Origin of the sequence: Autumnicola musiva (assembly GCF_031846585.1) — a bacterium.
GTDB classification, from domain to species: domain Bacteria; phylum Bacteroidota; class Bacteroidia; order Flavobacteriales; family Flavobacteriaceae; genus Autumnicola; species Autumnicola musiva.
The window spans coordinates 130,693-148,694 of the sequence record NZ_JAVRHK010000009.1; the positions used below are offsets into that span (position 1 = coordinate 130,693).

Here is an 18,002-nt window from a genome sequence, read left to right on the forward strand (position 1 = left end):
GGGTATTGTTAACTTAAGATGAAAGAATCTTATTGAGATGACTAATGTTAATAGGATTTCCAAATAAATAAAGTAAATCGTCCTGCTTAATAATAGTAGAAGGAGAAATTTCGGTTAAATATCTGTTTTTTCTTTTAATGGCAAGTACCGTCACCCGGTAGTTTTTTCCCATTCCCGATTTCTCAATTGTTTTGCCAACAATAGATTTATTGTTTTGTTTCACGCTAATTGTGGCAATTTCTTTATTTGGAATATTCAGGTGCTGCAAATTGGGATTGTGAGGCTTACCTTTAATGGCCGTAAGCATGGCATAATCTGAAGAACGTATCCCATCTGTAAATTCCTGAATTTCATTAAATGGCACAAGATATTTCTTCAGGACACGTGTGAAAATTTCTATGGAAGTTTCAAATTCTTCGGGTATTACTTCATCTGCCCCAAGACGAATGCTTTCTTCAATTTCCCTTACATATCTTGTTCTTACAATAATGAAGGCGGTTTGCGTAAATAACCTGATACTACTAATAATCTTTTTTGTGGCGTTAGGATCTGATATTGCTATTACCACCACCCGTGCTTCCTGTACATGAATATGTTTAAGAATGGTGGCATTTGTGGCATCTCCAAAAACAACCGGCTCTCCTTTGGCTTTTGCTTTTTCAAAAGATTCCGGTTCCATATCTACAATGATATAAGGGATATTGGCATTTTTTGCGGCCTTGGCAATGTTCCCTCCGTTTATTCCATAGCCTATAATAACCAGGTGGTCCTGCAGGTTCTCTTGCGAAACTTCTTCTTTTTCGGCGGTTTTTCTCATCGCGTTCATTCTCTTTCTTACTGCGGAAGAAATTGGTGCCTGTAATAAAGCGTAAGTTAGTTTGGTGGAATAGGAGATTAGAAATGGCGTTAATCCCATACTTATAATGGAAATTGCCAAAAAATACTGATAAATATTCTGCGGAATAAGGCCATTATCTACCCCAACTCCTGAAAGAAGTAGCGAAAATTCCCCAACCTGGAAAAGACTGAATACAGTCATAAAAATTGTTCGCGGTTTGTACTTAAGAATAAGCGTGGTGATGCCAATAACTACCATTTTTAATAGTACCACTCCAATTACCAGTAAGAATATGTAAAGTAAATTATTAAAGAAGAACTTCAGGTCCAGCAGCGTTCCTACTGAAATGAAGAAGAAACTGATAAAGATCTCCCTAAATGGCAGCACATTGGCAGTAGCCTGGTGGCTATAATCACTTTCAGAAATAATAAGTCCGGCAAAAAAAGCACCTAATGCCAGGGATAGTCCAACAGAGGAGGTAAGCCAGGCTATGGCAAAACAAAATACCACAACGGTAAGAATAAATAACTCCTGATTTTTTGTTTTTACCACCCACCGGAAAACCTTGGGAACTACATATTTTGCCAGCAGAAATATTACTATTCCCACCAGGATAACCTTTCCTGTAAGAATGCCGATTGTTTCCAGGATATTATTGGATTTCCCCGCCAAAAGGGGAGTAAACAGCATCATAGGCACCACTATAATATCCTGGAAGATTAGTATGGCCACTGCTATGCGCCCATGTGGTGCAGTAATTTCTCCTTTTTCCTGTAATAGCTTTAAAACTATAGCGGTACTACTGAGTGAAAATAAAAAGCCCAGGAAAATTGAAGTATTTAAAGGTAAACCAAAAAACATGGCTACAAGGGCGGTGAAAAGTATGGTGCCGCCCACCTGTAATCCTCCTCCAAGAATAACCGTGTTCTTTATAGAAGCCAGTCCTTTTAGTGAAAGTTCAATTCCAATAACAAATAGCAGAAAAATAATCCCTATTTCTGAAAGCAGTTCTACCTCGTGGCTGGAGCTAATTAAATTGAAAGCATGGGGGCCTGCAATAATTCCCGCAAGTAAAAATCCCAGTATAGAAGGAACTTTTATTTTCTGGAAGGCAAGGATTATCAATATAGATAATCCTAATATCACAACAATGTCCTGTAAAATAGGGATTTCCATTTGGCAGCGTAATGTCTAAAGTTGGTTAGTAAAAGTCCTCAATTTAGGAGATTTACGCTGATAAATAAAATAAAAAAAGCGGTTGTCTAAAAAGCATGTTTTTGTCACTCTCTGGTTTCAGGATCTCACATATTTGGTTATGAATAGATGGAGATCCTGAAAAACCTGCCTTGCCTGTCAGGCAGGTTAAGAATAACGATTTTAATTACTTTTTAGACAACCGCTTAAAATTCTTGCTTCTTAATTTAAGATTTTAACCAGGTATGTCGCAGTTCAATTTGTTGGCTGCCGGCACTGGGGATTTCAGTTAACCTCATTCCGGGAGCTTTTGCGGCTACCATAGGGCCTTCCAAAACCATGTCTTCTCCGTTTCGGGTTATTTTAACTTCAATCTGGTCACCCTCGTTCCAGTTTTGGGAGGCCATAACAAGATCGTATATATTTTCACGGGTATAGGCAACACTATTAATTTCTCTTATTACATCTCCACCCTGCAGGCCTAAATCTGTAAAAAATGTATTAAGTTCAATATCATTCCTTACCAGTATACTTCCTGAAGCGTTTACTGTGATGTATGGGGTAGATTGATCTTTCAATAAATAATCTACCGGCACCTGATCTTCCCTTAGTTCCAGCCCTACTTTTTCAAAAAAGCTATCGTAAGGAATGGGAGTAGTTCCACTTACGTAGGTATCAAAAAACTCCTGTATTTCAGGATAAGTAAGCTCTACAATTGCAGGAATTAATTCCTCGTCTTCAAAAGGTTTATTTTTGCCATACCGTTCTGTTAATTTTTTCATCAAGTCCAGAATTCCCATTTGGCCGTCGCTGAGCTCTCTTAGTCTAATATCCAAAGCCATGCCTATTAAAGCTCCTTTTTGGTAAACATTATAATAACTGTCCTTATAAGCATCTTCTAAAATATTTTCACTCATTACGGTGAAAGACATGTTGTCATCAAACCTTTTGGCGGTATTGATTTTCTCATTTATTCTGTCATAAAAATCCTGGTTATCAATAAGCCCCTGATTTACCTGAAAAAGATTGGCAAAATATTCGGTTACTCCTTCATACATCCAAAGATGTTCAGACATTTTAGGATTGTTGTAATCGAAGTAATGGATTTCATTGGAATGGACCCCAAGCGGAGTGATAATATGGAAGAACTCGTGGGAGACAATATCAGTCATGCTTTCGTTTAGCGCTTCCTGTTCCATGGTTTCCGGCATTACCACTACTGTAGAAGTATGGTGCTCGAGTGCTCCAAAATTACCGGCATCTTCCTGCCCCGGAGTTGCAGAAAGATATACGATAATTGCATATTTATCGGTGTTATTGATGTCCCCAAGGAAATCTTTTTGAGCTTTAATCATTTTCTCCATGGCCGGTTTCATGCTTTGCGCCGAGTGTTTGTCATTTGGAGAATATACGTTAATAAGTACCCTCATGTTATCTACCATGAAACTGGTAGTGTCGGGTTCAGCGTACATAATTGGATTATCGGTAACCTCAAAATACCTGTTCAGATTATAAACATCTGTTTTGGCATTGGCAATTTCTGAGTCGAGTGTTTCATCTACATTCAATGAACTTCCTGCGATAAGATCTGAAGGTCTTAATATTTCAACACGATATTTCTTCTCTTCCATGTTTTGAAAGTAGCCTACAAATCCGTGTAAATTTAGAAGAAAATTCTCGTCTTCCAGAATATTGGTTCCGGCCATGGAATAAATTCCGCCTTCCCCTTCAATATCAAAAGTGTCATTAATAAGGTAGGTAACCTTATCCAGTTTCTTTGCATTTGGAATCCTCCAGCTGTTCTCATCAATTTTAATTACTTCCAGTTCATTTCCTTTACTGTCCAGGGCCTTAAAATCTTCGGCATATTGGCCGTAATTTGAGGTAGAGTAGGTTCCAGGTACGGTTTTGGGAATATAAAAAACGGTTTCTTCCGTGGAAAGATCAGGAGGATCAACGCTAACCATTACGCGGTCATTATCTACATTAACAAGGTCCAGATTGGTAACAATTGGAGGTTCTTCTGTAATTGTGCTTTGTGTGGTTTTACAGCCATATAGTGCAATTGAAGCTGCAATAGCATAAAAAATTTTCTTCATTACTTGATTTATTTATATATGAGTCCTGATTTTTGGCAGAAAGTTACAACCTCTTCAATAAAAGTAATAAGTTACTCTCTGTTAACATGCTGTTAATAAAATGGTAATGGGATCCTACCATTATTGTTGTTTCTTGCACATAATCAAAACCTTTAACCATGAAGCAAAAATTACAATTCCGGGGCATATTTATATGCTTCATCTTTTTTCTGAATTTCGTATCGGCACAGTCGGTTTTTATTAATGAAATTCATTATGATAATGACGGCGGGGATACTGGCGAGGCAATAGAACTGGCCGGTCCCGCCGGAACAGATCTTTCCGGATGGATTATAGAGTTTTATAACGGCAACGATTCTCAAACCTATGGGAATATTGCCCTGGAGGGGATAATTCCCGGTTTACAGGGAGGCTATGGAACAGTGGAATTTTCTGGCGGAAGTATTCAAAATGGTTCTCCCGATGGTGTAGCCCTTGTAGATAATGAAGGAAATGTTGTACAGTTTTTAAGTTATGAAGGCACAATAACTGCTCTTAACGGGGCGGCTTCAGGTTTAACCAGTGAAGATATTGGAGTGGAAGAAACAGGTTCTACACCAGTTGGATTTTCTCTGCAGTTAGGTGGAGAAGGTCGGGACTATACTGCCTTTACCTGGCAGGATCCTTTGGAAAATACCTTTGGTGCAATTAATACAAACCAGGATTTTGGCGGTGAAGTTATCGATCCTGATCCAGAACCAGAACCAGAGCCAGAACCGGAACCTTCTCCCGCAGAAGGAGTGGTTTTTATCAACGAATTACATTATGACAATGCAGGTTCAGATTCCGGGGAAGGTGTGGAGTTGGCCGGAATAGCCGGAACAAACCTGGATGGCTATTCCATTCTATTGTATAATGGATCTTCCAGCCAGTTAAATTCTTATGAAACAATTACTCTTAGCGGAACTTTTTCTAATCAGCAAAATGGTTTCGGAACATTGGACTTTGCTATTGAAGGGATTCAAAATGGAAGTCCTGATGGACTGGCATTGATTAATCCGGAAGGGGATGTTATTCAGTTCCTAAGTTATGAAGGAACTTTTACCCCTGTTGAAGGCCCTGCCGTCGGGATAGAAAGTACAGATATTGGCGTGGAAGAAAGTGGTAGTACTCCTGTGGGATATTCACTTCAGTTAAGCGGGGAAGGCAGTTACTATTCAGATTTTACCTGGGCACCGGAAGCTGCCAGTACTTTTGGAGAAGTAAATACAGGGCAAACATTTATTTCGCCTGATCCTGTTCTTTTTATCAACGAATTGCATTATGACAATGCCAGCAGTGATACTAATGAAGGTGTGGAAATTGCCGGTACTGCCGGAACAGACCTTGAGGGTTTCAGCATTATTCTTTACAACGGCTCCAGCAGTCAGCTAAATGATTATCATACTGAAGCGCTTAGCGGAATTATTCCAAACCTGGACAATGGCTTTGGAACTTTGGACTTTTTAATAGAAGGGCTTCAAAATGGAAGTCCTGATGGGCTTGCTTTGGTAGATGCCGAAGGAAATGTACTTCAGTTTTTAAGCTATGAAGGAACATTTACCCCTGTTGAAGGTCCTGCTGCCGGAATGGAGAGTATAGATATTGGAGTGGAGGAAACCGGTTCTACCCCTGCTGGTTATTCTTTGCAGTTGGAGGGAACAGGAACAAATTATGATGATTTTTCCTGGCAGGAAGCACTTGCCAGCACTTTTGGAGAAATTAATACTAACCAGTCTTTCGGGTCAGGGCCTGTAGAGCCCGAGCCGGAACCTGAAATAACCGAACCAATTCCAATAGCAGAAGCAAGGGCCATTAGCCTTGGAACAAGGGTTATTGTTGAAGGAACCCTTAGCGTGTCTGACCAGCTTGGAAATACTGCTTATATACAAGATGACACCGCCGGAATTGCAATTTTTGGCGATTTGGTTACTGAAGAAGGGCTTTATGAGATTGGTGACAGCCTGAAAGTTACAGGAGTTCGGGCAGTTTATAACGAATTGATACAGATATCAGACGTGGAGTCTGTTGAATATTTAGGCGTGTCTGAAAATCCTATAGAGCCGGTAAGTATTACTTTGGCAGAACTTGATGACCACCGTGGTGAACTGGTGCAAATCAGCGATATGATTTTTCCTGAACCGGGGCAGTTATTCTTCGGAAATGCCAATTATCAGGTTTCAGATGAAAGCGGTACGGGCGAGTTGCGTATTGATGGTGACGTGGAAGACCTGGTTGGTAAAACCCAGCCGGAAACCTGCGCTGAAGTTATTGGCGTGGTAGGAAGGTACAATGATATCACTCAGTTGCTTCCCCGAAATGAAGAAGATTTACCTTGTGCCGAAGAATTTAATCCCACCTATCCCGGATCTGATATTTCCAGAGACCTAACTTTTGACGCTGTTACCTGGAATATCGAGTGGTTTGGGGACGAAGCAAATTCCCCTGCTGCTTCCAGTGAAAATTCAGATGAGGTTCAAAAGGAAGCGGTAAAGGAAATTCTTCTTGGCCTGGATGCCGATGTAATTGCGGTTCAGGAAATTTCAGATGAAGTGCTTTTTGATGAAATGATATCAGAAATGTCGGGGTATGATTATATTCTTTCCGATGCTACCTCATATCCCGATAGTCCGGGCGGTCAAAAAGTAGGATTTGTTTACAAAACTGAAACCGTATCGGTAAATTCAACAAGAGCAATGTTTAAGTCACTTCATCCATTTTACGACGGAAGTGATTCCGGACTACTGACTGATTATCCTGCCGATGTAGATCGTTTTTATGCCAGTGGAAGATTACCCTTTCTTATGAATGCAGAAGTTAGTATAAACGGCACAACAAGCAATATCAATTTTATTGCGCTTCATGCCAGGGCTAACAGTAGTGCAGGCCCTCTTAACAGGTATGAAATGAGAAAATATGATGTAGAAGTATTGAAAGATTCTTTAGACTCTAATTATGCCAATGAGCAAGTAATGATTCTTGGCGATTATAATGATGATGTGGATGAAACTGTAGCCGATATAAGTACTACTGTTTCCAGCTATGTGGAATATGTGAATGACGCAGAAGATTACACCGTGCTAACAGCTGTTTTAAGTGAGCAGGGGTACAGGTCTTATGCTTTTAATAATGATGTAATAGATCATATTACCGTTACTGATGAGCTTGATGGGAACTATATTGAAGGTTCTGCCAGGGTGCATTATGAATTTTACAACAGTGATTATACCTATACTGCATCAGATCATTTTCCGGTATCGGTGAGGCTTCAGTTAGAAGCGCTGTCAGTTTCTGTTGAAGGGCAGGGGAATATTTGTAATGGTGCCGAAACTGGAACATTAACAGCAAATATTGAAGGCGGAGTAGCTCCATACACTTTTAACTGGAGCAATGGGGAAAATACCAAAACAATTACTGGTTTAGGTGCAGGCACTTATTCCGTAGAAGTCGAGGATGCTTTAGGAAATACAGCCACAGCAGAATTTACCGTTGAAGAATATGACGTTATTATAGTTGAAATGCCAGAGAACCAGACATATTACCTGGGCTATGATGATGAACCTGTAAAACTGGATCCGGAGAAAATTACCGGGGGCTCCGGGAATTATAACTATTTATGGAGTACCGGTGAAACCACCAGAACAATTGAAGTATCACCAGCAGAAACCACTACTTATACCCTGGAAGTTACAGATGAAAATGGATGTAGTACCCAAGGGAGTGTAATCGTAGATGTAGAGAATATATCCTGTGGAAATAAACTGAGGCAAGATAAGGTGCAAATTTGTTACAGGGGAAGGTCTCTGTGTCTACCCAGAGTAGCAGTCCCTACATTTTTAAGAAAAGGTGCCACTTTGGGAAATTGTAACGAAGAGCCGATTGTTATACAGGAAGTAAAGGCTTTTCCTAACCCCACAAGAGGGCCGGTGAATCTGGAAATTATTTCAGCAGGAAAGGAAAAAGTTTCCGTTGAGGTTTACAGCCTTATTGGAAGACGCATCCTGAAGGATGATATTAAACTTTCTGAAGGAAAAAATAATCATCATATAAACCTGGGGCGTGAGTTCAGGGGTATTTATATTCTAATAATCAGAGGTTCAGGTTTTAAAACTGATCCTGTAAAAATTATAAAATATTAATTGTTTATCGGGATCATAGAAAGAAAGAGGCTAACCAAAAAGCTCATCCTAAGTTAACCTGAACATGTATCCTGATTTTTTAATAATCTGATTAAAAGTTTTTGAAATAAACCAGCCTTGCCTGCAACAATACCTTGAATTAAATTTTAAGAGGTTTTATAAGAAGATTAGAAGATACCAAATAAAAAAGCCGTCCGGAATATTTCCGGACGGCTTTCATCTTTAAGAGTAAGAGGAATTATGCCCTTATGTGGCCTTCTCCTAATACATAATATTTATTGGTAACCAATTGTTTTAATCCAAGTGGCCCACGGTGGTGAAGCTTGTCTGTACTAATTGCCAGCTCTGCACCAACACCCATTTGTCCTCCATCGGTGAAACGGGTAGAAGCGTTATGATAAACAGCAGCACTATCTATCTGCTCCATAAATTTCAGCGCTTCCTCTTTATCTTTAGTAATTATGGATGCTGAGTGTCCCCCGGAATATTTATTGATTTTTTCAATTACCGCGTCAAGTCCGTCAATACTTCCAATAACCATTTTCATGGCAAGGAATTCTTCATACCAGGTATCTTCAGAAGGAACTTTAGACTGTGAAGTGGCAATTTTTGAAACTTCTTCGTCAACGAGCACCTCAACTTCATGATCTACCATAAACTTAACGAGTTCTTTAATTCGTTCTTCGTACTGCGGAAGATTTTTATCCACTAAAACTTTGTCCAGTGCATTACACCCGGAAATCTTATCAGTTTTAGCATTAAGGATTACCTTTTTAGCAGTTTCAAAGTCGGCATTTTCAGAAATATAAAGGAAATTATTTCCTCTACCACTTACCAATACTGCTCCCGTAGCATGCTCTTTTACAAAAGCAATAAGTCTTTCGCCACCACGTGGTACGATAAGATCTAGTTGCTCCGGCGGATTTTTGAGAAATTCCTGAGTCTCGGTTCTGCTCATATGGAGCAATTTGATCCATTCATTTCCAAGGCTATTTTCCTTAAGCGCCTCATGCCAGCATTCTTCCAAGATTTTATTGGAATTTATAGCTTCCTTACCACCTTTAAGAAAAATCTTATTATTGGCTTTAAAGGCAAGTACTGAAGCTTCAATAGTAACATCAGGACGGGATTCATAAATAATCATGATATTTCCGAACGGTGCCGTTTTATTGGTAATATCAAGCCCGGTATCCAGTTGACGGTGCTCTATCACTTGTCCTACAGGATCATCCTGCTCCATTACTTCCTTTACAGACTGGATCATGCCATCTACCTTTTTTTCATCCACGATCAATCGATCATACATGGCCTGATCGTCTTTACTAAAGGCGTCAAGATCTTTCTTGTTGGCTTCAATTATTTCGTTGCGCCTTTTATCCAGAATCTGCATCATGGATTTAAGCACATTATTTTTAGTCTCTGTTTTTAAAAGTTTCATATTAATTCAATTTTTTTGATTTGTTCTTACTGGGTAAATTTTGTACCCACAGGTTTTCCGTCCATAATATCCAGGATCGCATTTGGATTTTTACCATTTGCGATATATGTGGTAATATTCTTGGAAGCGGTGCTTTTGGCAATCTTAATTTTGGACTCCATTCCGCCGCGACCTTCGCCTTCACCTTTTCCAGATTCCTGAACGTATTTCTCAACATTTTGATCCACCTGAACTTTATTCAGTTTCTCTGACTCATCATGATCTGGATGTCCTGTATATAATCCATCCGTGTCACTTAAAATAATTAAAGAATCAGCACCAATTAGCTCTGCAACCAGGCTGGCTAATTCATCATTATCTGAAAACATAGACATGGTTACTGAAACCGCATCATCTTCATTTGCAATAGGAATAATTCCTTCAGAAAGAAGAGATTCATAACAGTTAATCATGTTTTCACGGTGAATACCCGGACTAAAATCTCTTTTTGTAGCCAGTACCTGTGCGCAGCGCATTCCGTAATCATGGAAAATACTGTAATAATGACGCATCATACGTGGTTGGCCAACTGAAGAAAATACCTGTCTTCTTTTAGAAGCTTCAGTAATGGCAATCTCACCAAGAATTTCTTTTCCGGCAATTGCTGAACCCGATGAAACAAGTACAACAAGCACATCCTGTTCATAAAGAGTGGCTATTTGCCTAACAAGATTTTTAAGAACGTGACCCACAATCCTGTTATCTTTGTTGGTCATTACGTTAGTTCCAACCTTTACCACTATTCTCTTTTTATCCATTTTATTCGTTTTACAGATAAGTTTTTATTTTTCTTTTCCTAACTCAACAGCTCTGTCAAAGGCAGCATACGCCGCATCCTTTATGAGTTCCTTTATATTATTATCCTCCATGGAATCCAGTGCGGCACGTGTGGTTCCTCCTTTAGAGGCAACTCTTTCCATCCAGGTTGTTGGTGAAAGGTCTGACTGATTGAATAGCTCTACAGCTCCTTCAAAAGTGCGGCTTACCAGTACCTTGGAGTCATGCTGTGAGAATCCCATTTTTAAGGCTGCTTCCAGCATAGATTGCATGAAATAGAATACGTAGGCAGGTCCACTACCCGAAATACCTGTTGAGGCATCTATAAAGTTTTCATTTTTAACTTTAATGGACTCACCGGTAGTATCCAGGAGGTTTCTTACCATAAGAAGTTCCACACGGGAAACTTCTTCTGCAGCCGTGTAGGAAGTAACGCCTTTTCCTACCTGTGCCGGTAAATTTGGCATTGAGCGTACAACCTTTTTTACCCCCAGGCCATCCTGAATCTTCTTTATAGTAACCCCGGCCATTAAAGAGACATAAATTTGCTCATTATTCACATAGGATTCTATTTCTTTAAAAAGATCTTCGCAGTGGTAAGGCTTTACAGCCAGGAAAACCACATCGGCCTGTGGAAGGCAATCTTCAATGTTATCATAAACGTCAAAATGATCAATACTGCTTAAAGTGGTCAATACTTCTGCTGACTTGTCGAAGATCATTAGATTTCTTCTGTTAAGCATTGTGGACTTTGCCATGCCTTCAGCATAAGTAAGACCCATATTTCCTGCTCCGATAACTAGTACTTTCATTTTAAATTATTTGGTTAATTAATTTTACGGCATTACCGCCGATTTGTTTGACGCTTTATGCCCAAACATCGTGCGAGCATTCCGGTTATTAATAATTTTTATAGGCATTTTTTGCCCTTCAAGATAAATTAAATCTTCAAAATTTGGAATAGCTCTTTAAATTTGCCGGGTAAAAAAAGGTCTTTAAATGAGAATTTTCCAGTTGAGATAAGCCCAAAAAGGCAGGACTGGCCTGGTATTACTGGAAAAATGTTTTATAAAGAAAAATTCAGTTTTCAACCTTTAAATGCTGTAGTTAGACGGTAGGGAAATCGAAAAAAATTGTTTTTCTAAATTTTCCCTATTTATACCGCGCTCTGACAGGAAACTGCTAATATGGCAGAATACTGCAATAATGTACCGAATTTGAAGTTCCTTCAGGGTTACGATTTTTCCCAGCTAGAAAATTTTAGCAGTAAGCGTGTAAAAATTTCCTTAGGTTGTGTATAAAATCTCCTCACTTCTGGCAAACATTTTTATATACTCAAAAAATTTATTTCTTCAGAAGGGATTTTTTTAACTAACTTTAGGTATTAATAACTAATCATTAAGAGAATTTAAGATTTCGAGATGTTAAATCCGGGTTTTAGTGCTGAAAGGGTTTAAGATTTGTACGAATTAGAGTCATAATAGTGTGGAAACAGTATAAAAACCTCGCATTTAACTATTAATTTTGATTTTTATTTCCCGTAACGGAATTTTTACTACTACTACCCATGACCAAAAATGAAAATATTCTTTCCCAGCAACCCAAATCAGAAAATCCCGTTGAGGAATTCTGTATAGTGGCGGTAGGTGCAAGCGCAGGTGGCCTGGAGGCCTTAAAAGCTTTCTTCTCAGGCATTCCTGAAGAAGATAACAACGCTTATGTGGTTATACAACATCTTTCTCCGGATTATAAAAGTATGATGGGGGAAATTTTATCCAAAACTGCCAAACTTCCTATTGAACACATTGAAGACGAGCAGGAGATTGAACCAGGAAAAATTTATTTAATCCCACCGGTGAATAACCTTGTTGTCAAACAAAATAAATTTCATCTTCTTGAGAAACCCAAAGATCAGAAACTAAATCTGCCGATTGACATATTCTTAGAATCTCTGGCGCAATTTAAAGAAGATAAAGCAATAGCTATAATTCTTAGCGGAACAGGAACTGACGGAACCCGAGGACTAAAAGCTATAAAAGAGAAGGACGGGATGGTGATGGTGCAGGACCCGGAAGAAGCCAAATTTGATGGAATGCCCAAAAGCGCTATTAATACCGGATTGGTGGATTATATACTTCCAATAGATGAAATGGGTCAGGAACTGCAAAATTTTATCAATGCACCTTCTGTGTTAAAATACACTGAAGATAATATTGAATACGATGAACATTCTTTAAAGAAGATTCTACATCTGGTAGATCAGCAAACCGAGCTTGATTTTAGCGAATATAAATATTCCACACTGGCAAGAAGAGTGGCCCGCAGGGTAAATGTGTGCAAGTGTAATTCTTTAGAGGAGTATTATTATCTGGTAAAATCTAATCCCGAAGAAATTGATTGCCTTTACAGGGAATTTTTAATAGGGGTCACCAAATTTTTCAGGGATACCCGGGTGTGGGAAATAATGGAAGATGATGTTATTCCGGAGCTTATAAGTAAGAAAAATGACGGGGATGTTTTAAAGGTTTGGGATGTAGCCTGTAGTACCGGTGAAGAAGCTTATTCTCTGGCGATGCTTATAAATGATGAACTGGAGCGCCAGGATAAACAACAGGTTGAGGTGAAAATTTTTGCTACAGATATAGCTGAAAAGCATTTGGAAATTGGTAGTAAGGGAATTTATACTGAGAGTATAATTGCTGATGTACCACCCAATCTTGCACAAAAATATCTTATAGACAGGGCAGAAGGTTATCAGGTAATTGAAAAGATCCGGCGTATGGTAATCTTTTCAAAGCATAACGTTATTAAAAATCCTCCGTTTAATAGAATGGATTTGGTTCTATGCCGTAATTTACTGATTTATTTTCAACCCTCCATTCAGAAGAAAGCGCTGAATGTTTTGCATTATGGGCTGAAAGAAAACGGATTTCTTGTTTTAGGCACAAGTGAAAGTATTCATACACACCGTGAATATTTTGATGACGTCAGCCGGAAATGGAAAATTTATCGAAATATTTTTCCGCGGAAGAGATTGCAGACAGAAACTTTGCGTTCTTCTTCATCAAGGGTGTCGCACAGCGTACCGGAAAAAAAAGAAAAACCAGGCACTTCATCTTTTGAGCTTAATTCCAAAACAAAGTTCATCAATCAGCTTAGTGAGGCTATCCTGGATCAGTTTGGTGGAGCGAGTGTCTATATAGATTCAAAATATAATATTCTTCATGCTATCGGGGAATTTCGAAAATACGCAAATCTTCCGGTAAACGGCTTTTCTGTGAACCTTATAGATATGATGGGGCCTGAGATGAAGCATATTGTTCTTAGTACTATTAAAACAGCAAGGAAAGAAAACTCCAAAGCAGTTTACCGTGATGCTGTTTACAGCCACCATGGTGAAACCAAAGCTTTAGATCTTATCGTAAAGCCTTTCACGCAGAAGCACCTTGACGACGAACTTAATTTTGTCCTCACCTTTGTAGAAAAGAATGTAAACCTTTCTGAAATTAAAGAGGTAGAAAAGTCAACCCCAGACAGCAGGACAAAAAATCATATCAATGAGCTGGAGGAGGAGTTGAAAAAAGCCAAGGAAGATCTCCAGCAGTCCCTTGAGGAAATAGAAAGCAGTAATGAAGAACTTCAGGCTGCAAATGAGGAGCTGTTAGCTTCTAATGAAGAATTACAAAGCACCAACGAGGAACTGCAGAGTGTAAATGAGGAGATAAATACGGTAAATGCTGAAAACGTTCAGAAAATGGATGATCTGGCAGCATTAAACGCCGATATGAACAACCTGCTGGAAAGTACTCAGATTGGAACTATTTTTCTTGACCGTAACTTAAGGATTCGCAAATTCACGCCTTCAATCAAGGAACATTTCAGTTTTATAAATTCTGACGAAGGCCGTCCTATTGAACATTTTACAGATAATATTGGAAAGAACAATCTCGTTGCCCGCTGTAAAACGGTCCTAAAAAATGGTAAAACGGTTGAGAAGCAAATAACTTCTAAGGAAGGCAGGAATTTCCTCAGAAGAATATCTGCTTACCGCGATTCTTCCGGGGAAATAAGCGGAGTGGTGGTGACATTTATTGATATAGAAAATCTTGAAAAATCCCGCAGAAGGTTAATCTCCAGCGAAAAAAGGTTTAAATCATTTTACGAAGAAGATCCGGTAATGCATTTTAGCATAGACCCAACTACTTCGCTCGTGGTACAGTGCAATCAGGAAGCTGTGGAAAAACTTGGATATGACGACAAAGAAGATATTGTAGGAATGCCATTTTTTGATTTCTATGAGGCAGAATCGCAGATTGAGGCACTTAAGCTTAATGAAATTTTCAGAAAAAAAGGGGAACTTAAGAATGTAGAGCAGGAAATGATCACAAAATCAGGTGAGGTTATTCCTATAATTATGAATTCTACTATTGAAGTTGACGGGGACGGTAATGGGGTTACCCATAGATTTACCTGCGTTGATATTTCTGCGCTTAAAAAGGCCCAGGAAGATTTGAAGGAACAAAAAGCAGATCTTGAAAGAGCCAACCGGGACCTGGAACAATTTGTTTCCATTTGTTCGCATGACCTTCAGGAGCCACTTTCCACCATTAAATTTGGAAGTGATATTCTTGGGAAGATATATGCAGATAAGCTGGATGATAAAGGAAAAGAATATATTTCTTATATAGACGAAGCATCAAACAGGCTTGCCAATCAGATTAAAGCTTTGCTGGAACACTCAAGGATTGGTAGAAATACTAAAAAGACTTTTGTGAATACCCGTGAGCTGGTTGAGGTAGTTAAATATGATCTGGGGAAGAGAATAAAAGATACCCGGGCCAGGGTGCACATAGGATCTTTGCCAAAAGTAAAGGCCTATGAGGTAGAGTTAAGATTGCTTTTTCAGAATCTTCTTAGTAACGCCCTTAAGTACAAGGCTAAAGACAGGGATCCGGAAATCAGGATTTCTTCTTACCAGGAAGGAAATTACTGGGTGTTTGCGGTTATGGATAACGGGATAGGAATCTCTGAGGAAGACCAGAAGGAAATATTTACTATTTTCAACCGGGTACCCACCGATGAGAAATATGAAGGAACAGGGGTAGGGCTGGCGCATGTTGAAAAAATTGTTCACTTGCACGAGGGAACACTCTGGGTGGATTCCCAACCCGGTGTGGGAAGTACTTTCTACTTTAAGATTAAAAGAAAATAAATGGCTTTGAATACCATATCCTATTCTGAAAAAGTTAATGTAACCAATTGCGACAGGGAACCCATACACATTATTGCCAGAGCGCAGGCACACGGCGTTATCCTGGTTTGTAATAAGAATACATTCAAGATCACCCAGGGAAGCGATAATATTAAAGATATTTTAGGTTTTGAGCTGGAAGAAGTACTGTCAGATTCGCTGTCAAAGGTAATTCCTGCGGAGCAGCTGCAAAAACTTCAACAAAAGGTGATCAACAATGAAACCCTTTTGCCGGAAGAAATCTGTTTAAATAATTCCAGATTTTTGCTTATTCCGCATTTATCCGGGGAAAACCTGATTATTGATTTTGAACCTTTTGGGGAATCGATAGATCCTTTGCTGTTTCAGGAGCAGCTTACTAAAATCCTGAGTGAACTTGGTGATTCCGGTTCTATTGAAGAAATGTGCCAGCAGGCTGTTTCCCTGGTAAAATATCTTTTTGATTATGACCGGGTGATGATGTACCGGTTTGATGAAGAGTGGAACGGGGAAGTAGTGGCCGAGGTTAAGGAAACGGGAATGGAAAGTTGGCTGGGGCTGCATTATCCCGCTACAGATATCCCTAAACCTGCCCGGGAGATTTTTATGAAACAGGGAGTGCGCATTATCAGTGATGTAAACTATCGTCCTGCAGCAATTCAACCGGAATTAAGCCCAATAAATAATAAGCCTCTAGATATTTCAGGTTCAGAATTAAGAGGAGTTTCCCCTATCCATATAGAATATTTACAAAATATGGAAGTAGGGGCGTCGCTTACGGCTGCTGTTATATTGAATGGGAAATTGTGGGGATTGCTGGCCTGCCACCATAATACTCCAAAATTTATTAATTATCATAAGCGACAGTCCTGTAAATTCTTAACGCAGGTGTTCTCCAATAAACTTGCCTTAAGAACGACCAGTGTTTTTCTGAAGAAATTAAAAAAATCAGAAAAAGTAAGGAAGGAACTTGTACTGCAAATGAATTCCATGGCCAATATTTCTGATGCATTGGTTAAATATAAACCAAGATTTACAGATTTAATAGATTCTACCGGGGGAGCGGTGTACCGCAAAGGTAAATTATACCTTACAGGAAAAACACCTTCTGAAGAAGAAGTAATCAATTTGCTGTTGAACTTTTTGAATGACAGGGATGAAAAAATATTTCAAACCAAAAGTTTAACAAAATTGTATCCTGAAGGAGATGATTTTAAAGATAAAGCTTCGGGAATTTTAAGTATAAGAATAGGGCAGGAGAAACAGGATTATTTAATCTGGTTTAGAGCAGAAGCTTCAGAATCGGTAAGTTGGGGTGGAAATCCTGAAAAAAATGCTTATATAAAGGACGGGGTTGAATATCTGAGTCCGCGTAAATCTTTTGAAATATGGACAGAGAAAGTTTCAGGAGTTGCGAAAGCATGGGAAGCTTACGATTTGGAAGCTGCACAAAATTTGCAGGAAAGTATCACCCATGTTGTGGTGAAAAAGCAAAAAGATGAAATTAACGAGCTGAATAAAAACCTTTCTGAAGCAAATGCCGAACTGGAAACTTTTAGTTACAGTGTTTCTCATGATTTAAGAGCACCTCTGCGTGGAATAGATGGTTATGCCAGAATTTTGCTGGATAATTATGCGGGAAAACTTGATAATTACGGTCAAAATGCATTGAAAACAATAATGAGTTCAGCAGAAAAGATGGAGGAATTAATAGAAGATATTTTATCGTATTCCAAAGTTGGTCAAACCAGCCGGGTACAACAGGTATTTTCCCTGGAAACCCTGGTAGAGGAAATTATAGCTTCTCAAAATCTAAAATCACAATTTCCTGGAACAACTGTCAAAATTGAAAATTTGCCTAAAATTACAGGAGATCGCAGGATGATTAAGCAATTGATGGCAAATCTTATAGAAAATGCATTTAAATATTCATCGGCTACAGAAAACCCTAGAGTAATAATAGGATGTAAGTCTGAAGCTGAAGGAAACCTCTATTATGTTAGTGATAACGGGATTGGTTTTGATCCTAAACATAAAGATAAAATTTTTGATGTATTTTCGCGAATTGCCACCGAAGAGTATTCCGGTACCGGCGTGGGCCTTGCAATAGCCAAAAGAGTGGTAGAAAAGCATGAAGGATCAATATGGGTGGAAACAGAACCCGGCCGGGGTTCCTCTTTTTATTTTACTCTGAAGGAGGAAGAACTTTAGTGGCTGAGGGTGTTAAACT

At 39.0% G+C, this 18,002-nt stretch carries 8 protein-coding genes; 3 read left to right on the forward strand and 5 right to left on the reverse strand.

What is annotated here, in order from left to right:
- Nucleotides 1-13: 13 nt before the first annotated feature.
- Together RM539_RS12985 and RM539_RS12990 are read right to left on the reverse strand one after the other, a co-directional pair.
- The gene (locus RM539_RS12985; RefSeq protein ID WP_311503839.1) at nucleotides 14-2,014 is read right to left on the reverse strand and encodes a cation:proton antiporter; all 2,001 of its coding nucleotides are present in this window, start codon (nucleotides 2,012-2,014) and stop codon (nucleotides 14-16) included.
- A gap of 245 nt (nucleotides 2,015-2,259) precedes the next feature.
- Nucleotides 2,260-4,131 (reverse strand): M61 family metallopeptidase, encoded by a 1,872-nt coding sequence (locus tag RM539_RS12990; RefSeq protein WP_311503840.1) that lies wholly within the window; start codon nucleotides 4,129-4,131, stop codon nucleotides 2,260-2,262.
- Between the two features lie 158 nt (nucleotides 4,132-4,289).
- Here RM539_RS12990 and RM539_RS12995 point away from each other — a divergent pair, with 158 nt between their 5' ends.
- Complete coding sequence (locus tag RM539_RS12995) at nucleotides 4,290-8,288, forward strand: T9SS type A sorting domain-containing protein (protein ID WP_311503841.1); 3,999 nt, start codon at nucleotides 4,290-4,292, stop codon at nucleotides 8,286-8,288.
- Between the two features lie 238 nt (nucleotides 8,289-8,526).
- Here RM539_RS12995 and RM539_RS13000 read toward each other — a convergent pair whose 3' ends face one another.
- The 3 genes from RM539_RS13000 to proC are packed head-to-tail and all read right to left on the reverse strand — an operon-like array spanning nucleotide 8,527 to nucleotide 11,354.
- Nucleotides 8,527-9,726, reverse strand: coding sequence for a glutamate-5-semialdehyde dehydrogenase (locus tag RM539_RS13000; protein ID WP_311503842.1), 1,200 nt, complete (start codon nucleotides 9,724-9,726; stop codon nucleotides 8,527-8,529).
- 26 nt (nucleotides 9,727-9,752) lie between these two features.
- On the reverse strand, nucleotides 9,753-10,523 hold the full coding sequence (gene proB, locus RM539_RS13005; RefSeq protein WP_311503843.1) for a glutamate 5-kinase: 771 nt from the start codon (nucleotides 10,521-10,523) through the stop codon (nucleotides 9,753-9,755).
- Nucleotides 10,524-10,547: 24 nt separating this feature from the next.
- Complete coding sequence (gene proC / locus RM539_RS13010) at nucleotides 10,548-11,354, reverse strand: pyrroline-5-carboxylate reductase (protein ID WP_311503844.1); 807 nt, start codon at nucleotides 11,352-11,354, stop codon at nucleotides 10,548-10,550.
- Between the two features lie 755 nt (nucleotides 11,355-12,109).
- Between proC and RM539_RS13015 the strand changes: the two genes are divergently transcribed.
- Nucleotides 12,110-15,754, forward strand: a complete 3,645-nt coding sequence (locus RM539_RS13015) for a chemotaxis protein CheB (protein WP_311503845.1) — start codon at nucleotides 12,110-12,112, stop codon at nucleotides 15,752-15,754.
- Nucleotides 15,755-17,983, forward strand: a complete 2,229-nt coding sequence (locus RM539_RS13020) for an ATP-binding protein (protein ID WP_311503846.1) — start codon at nucleotides 15,755-15,757, stop codon at nucleotides 17,981-17,983.
- Nucleotides 17,984-18,002 lie beyond the last annotated feature (19 nt).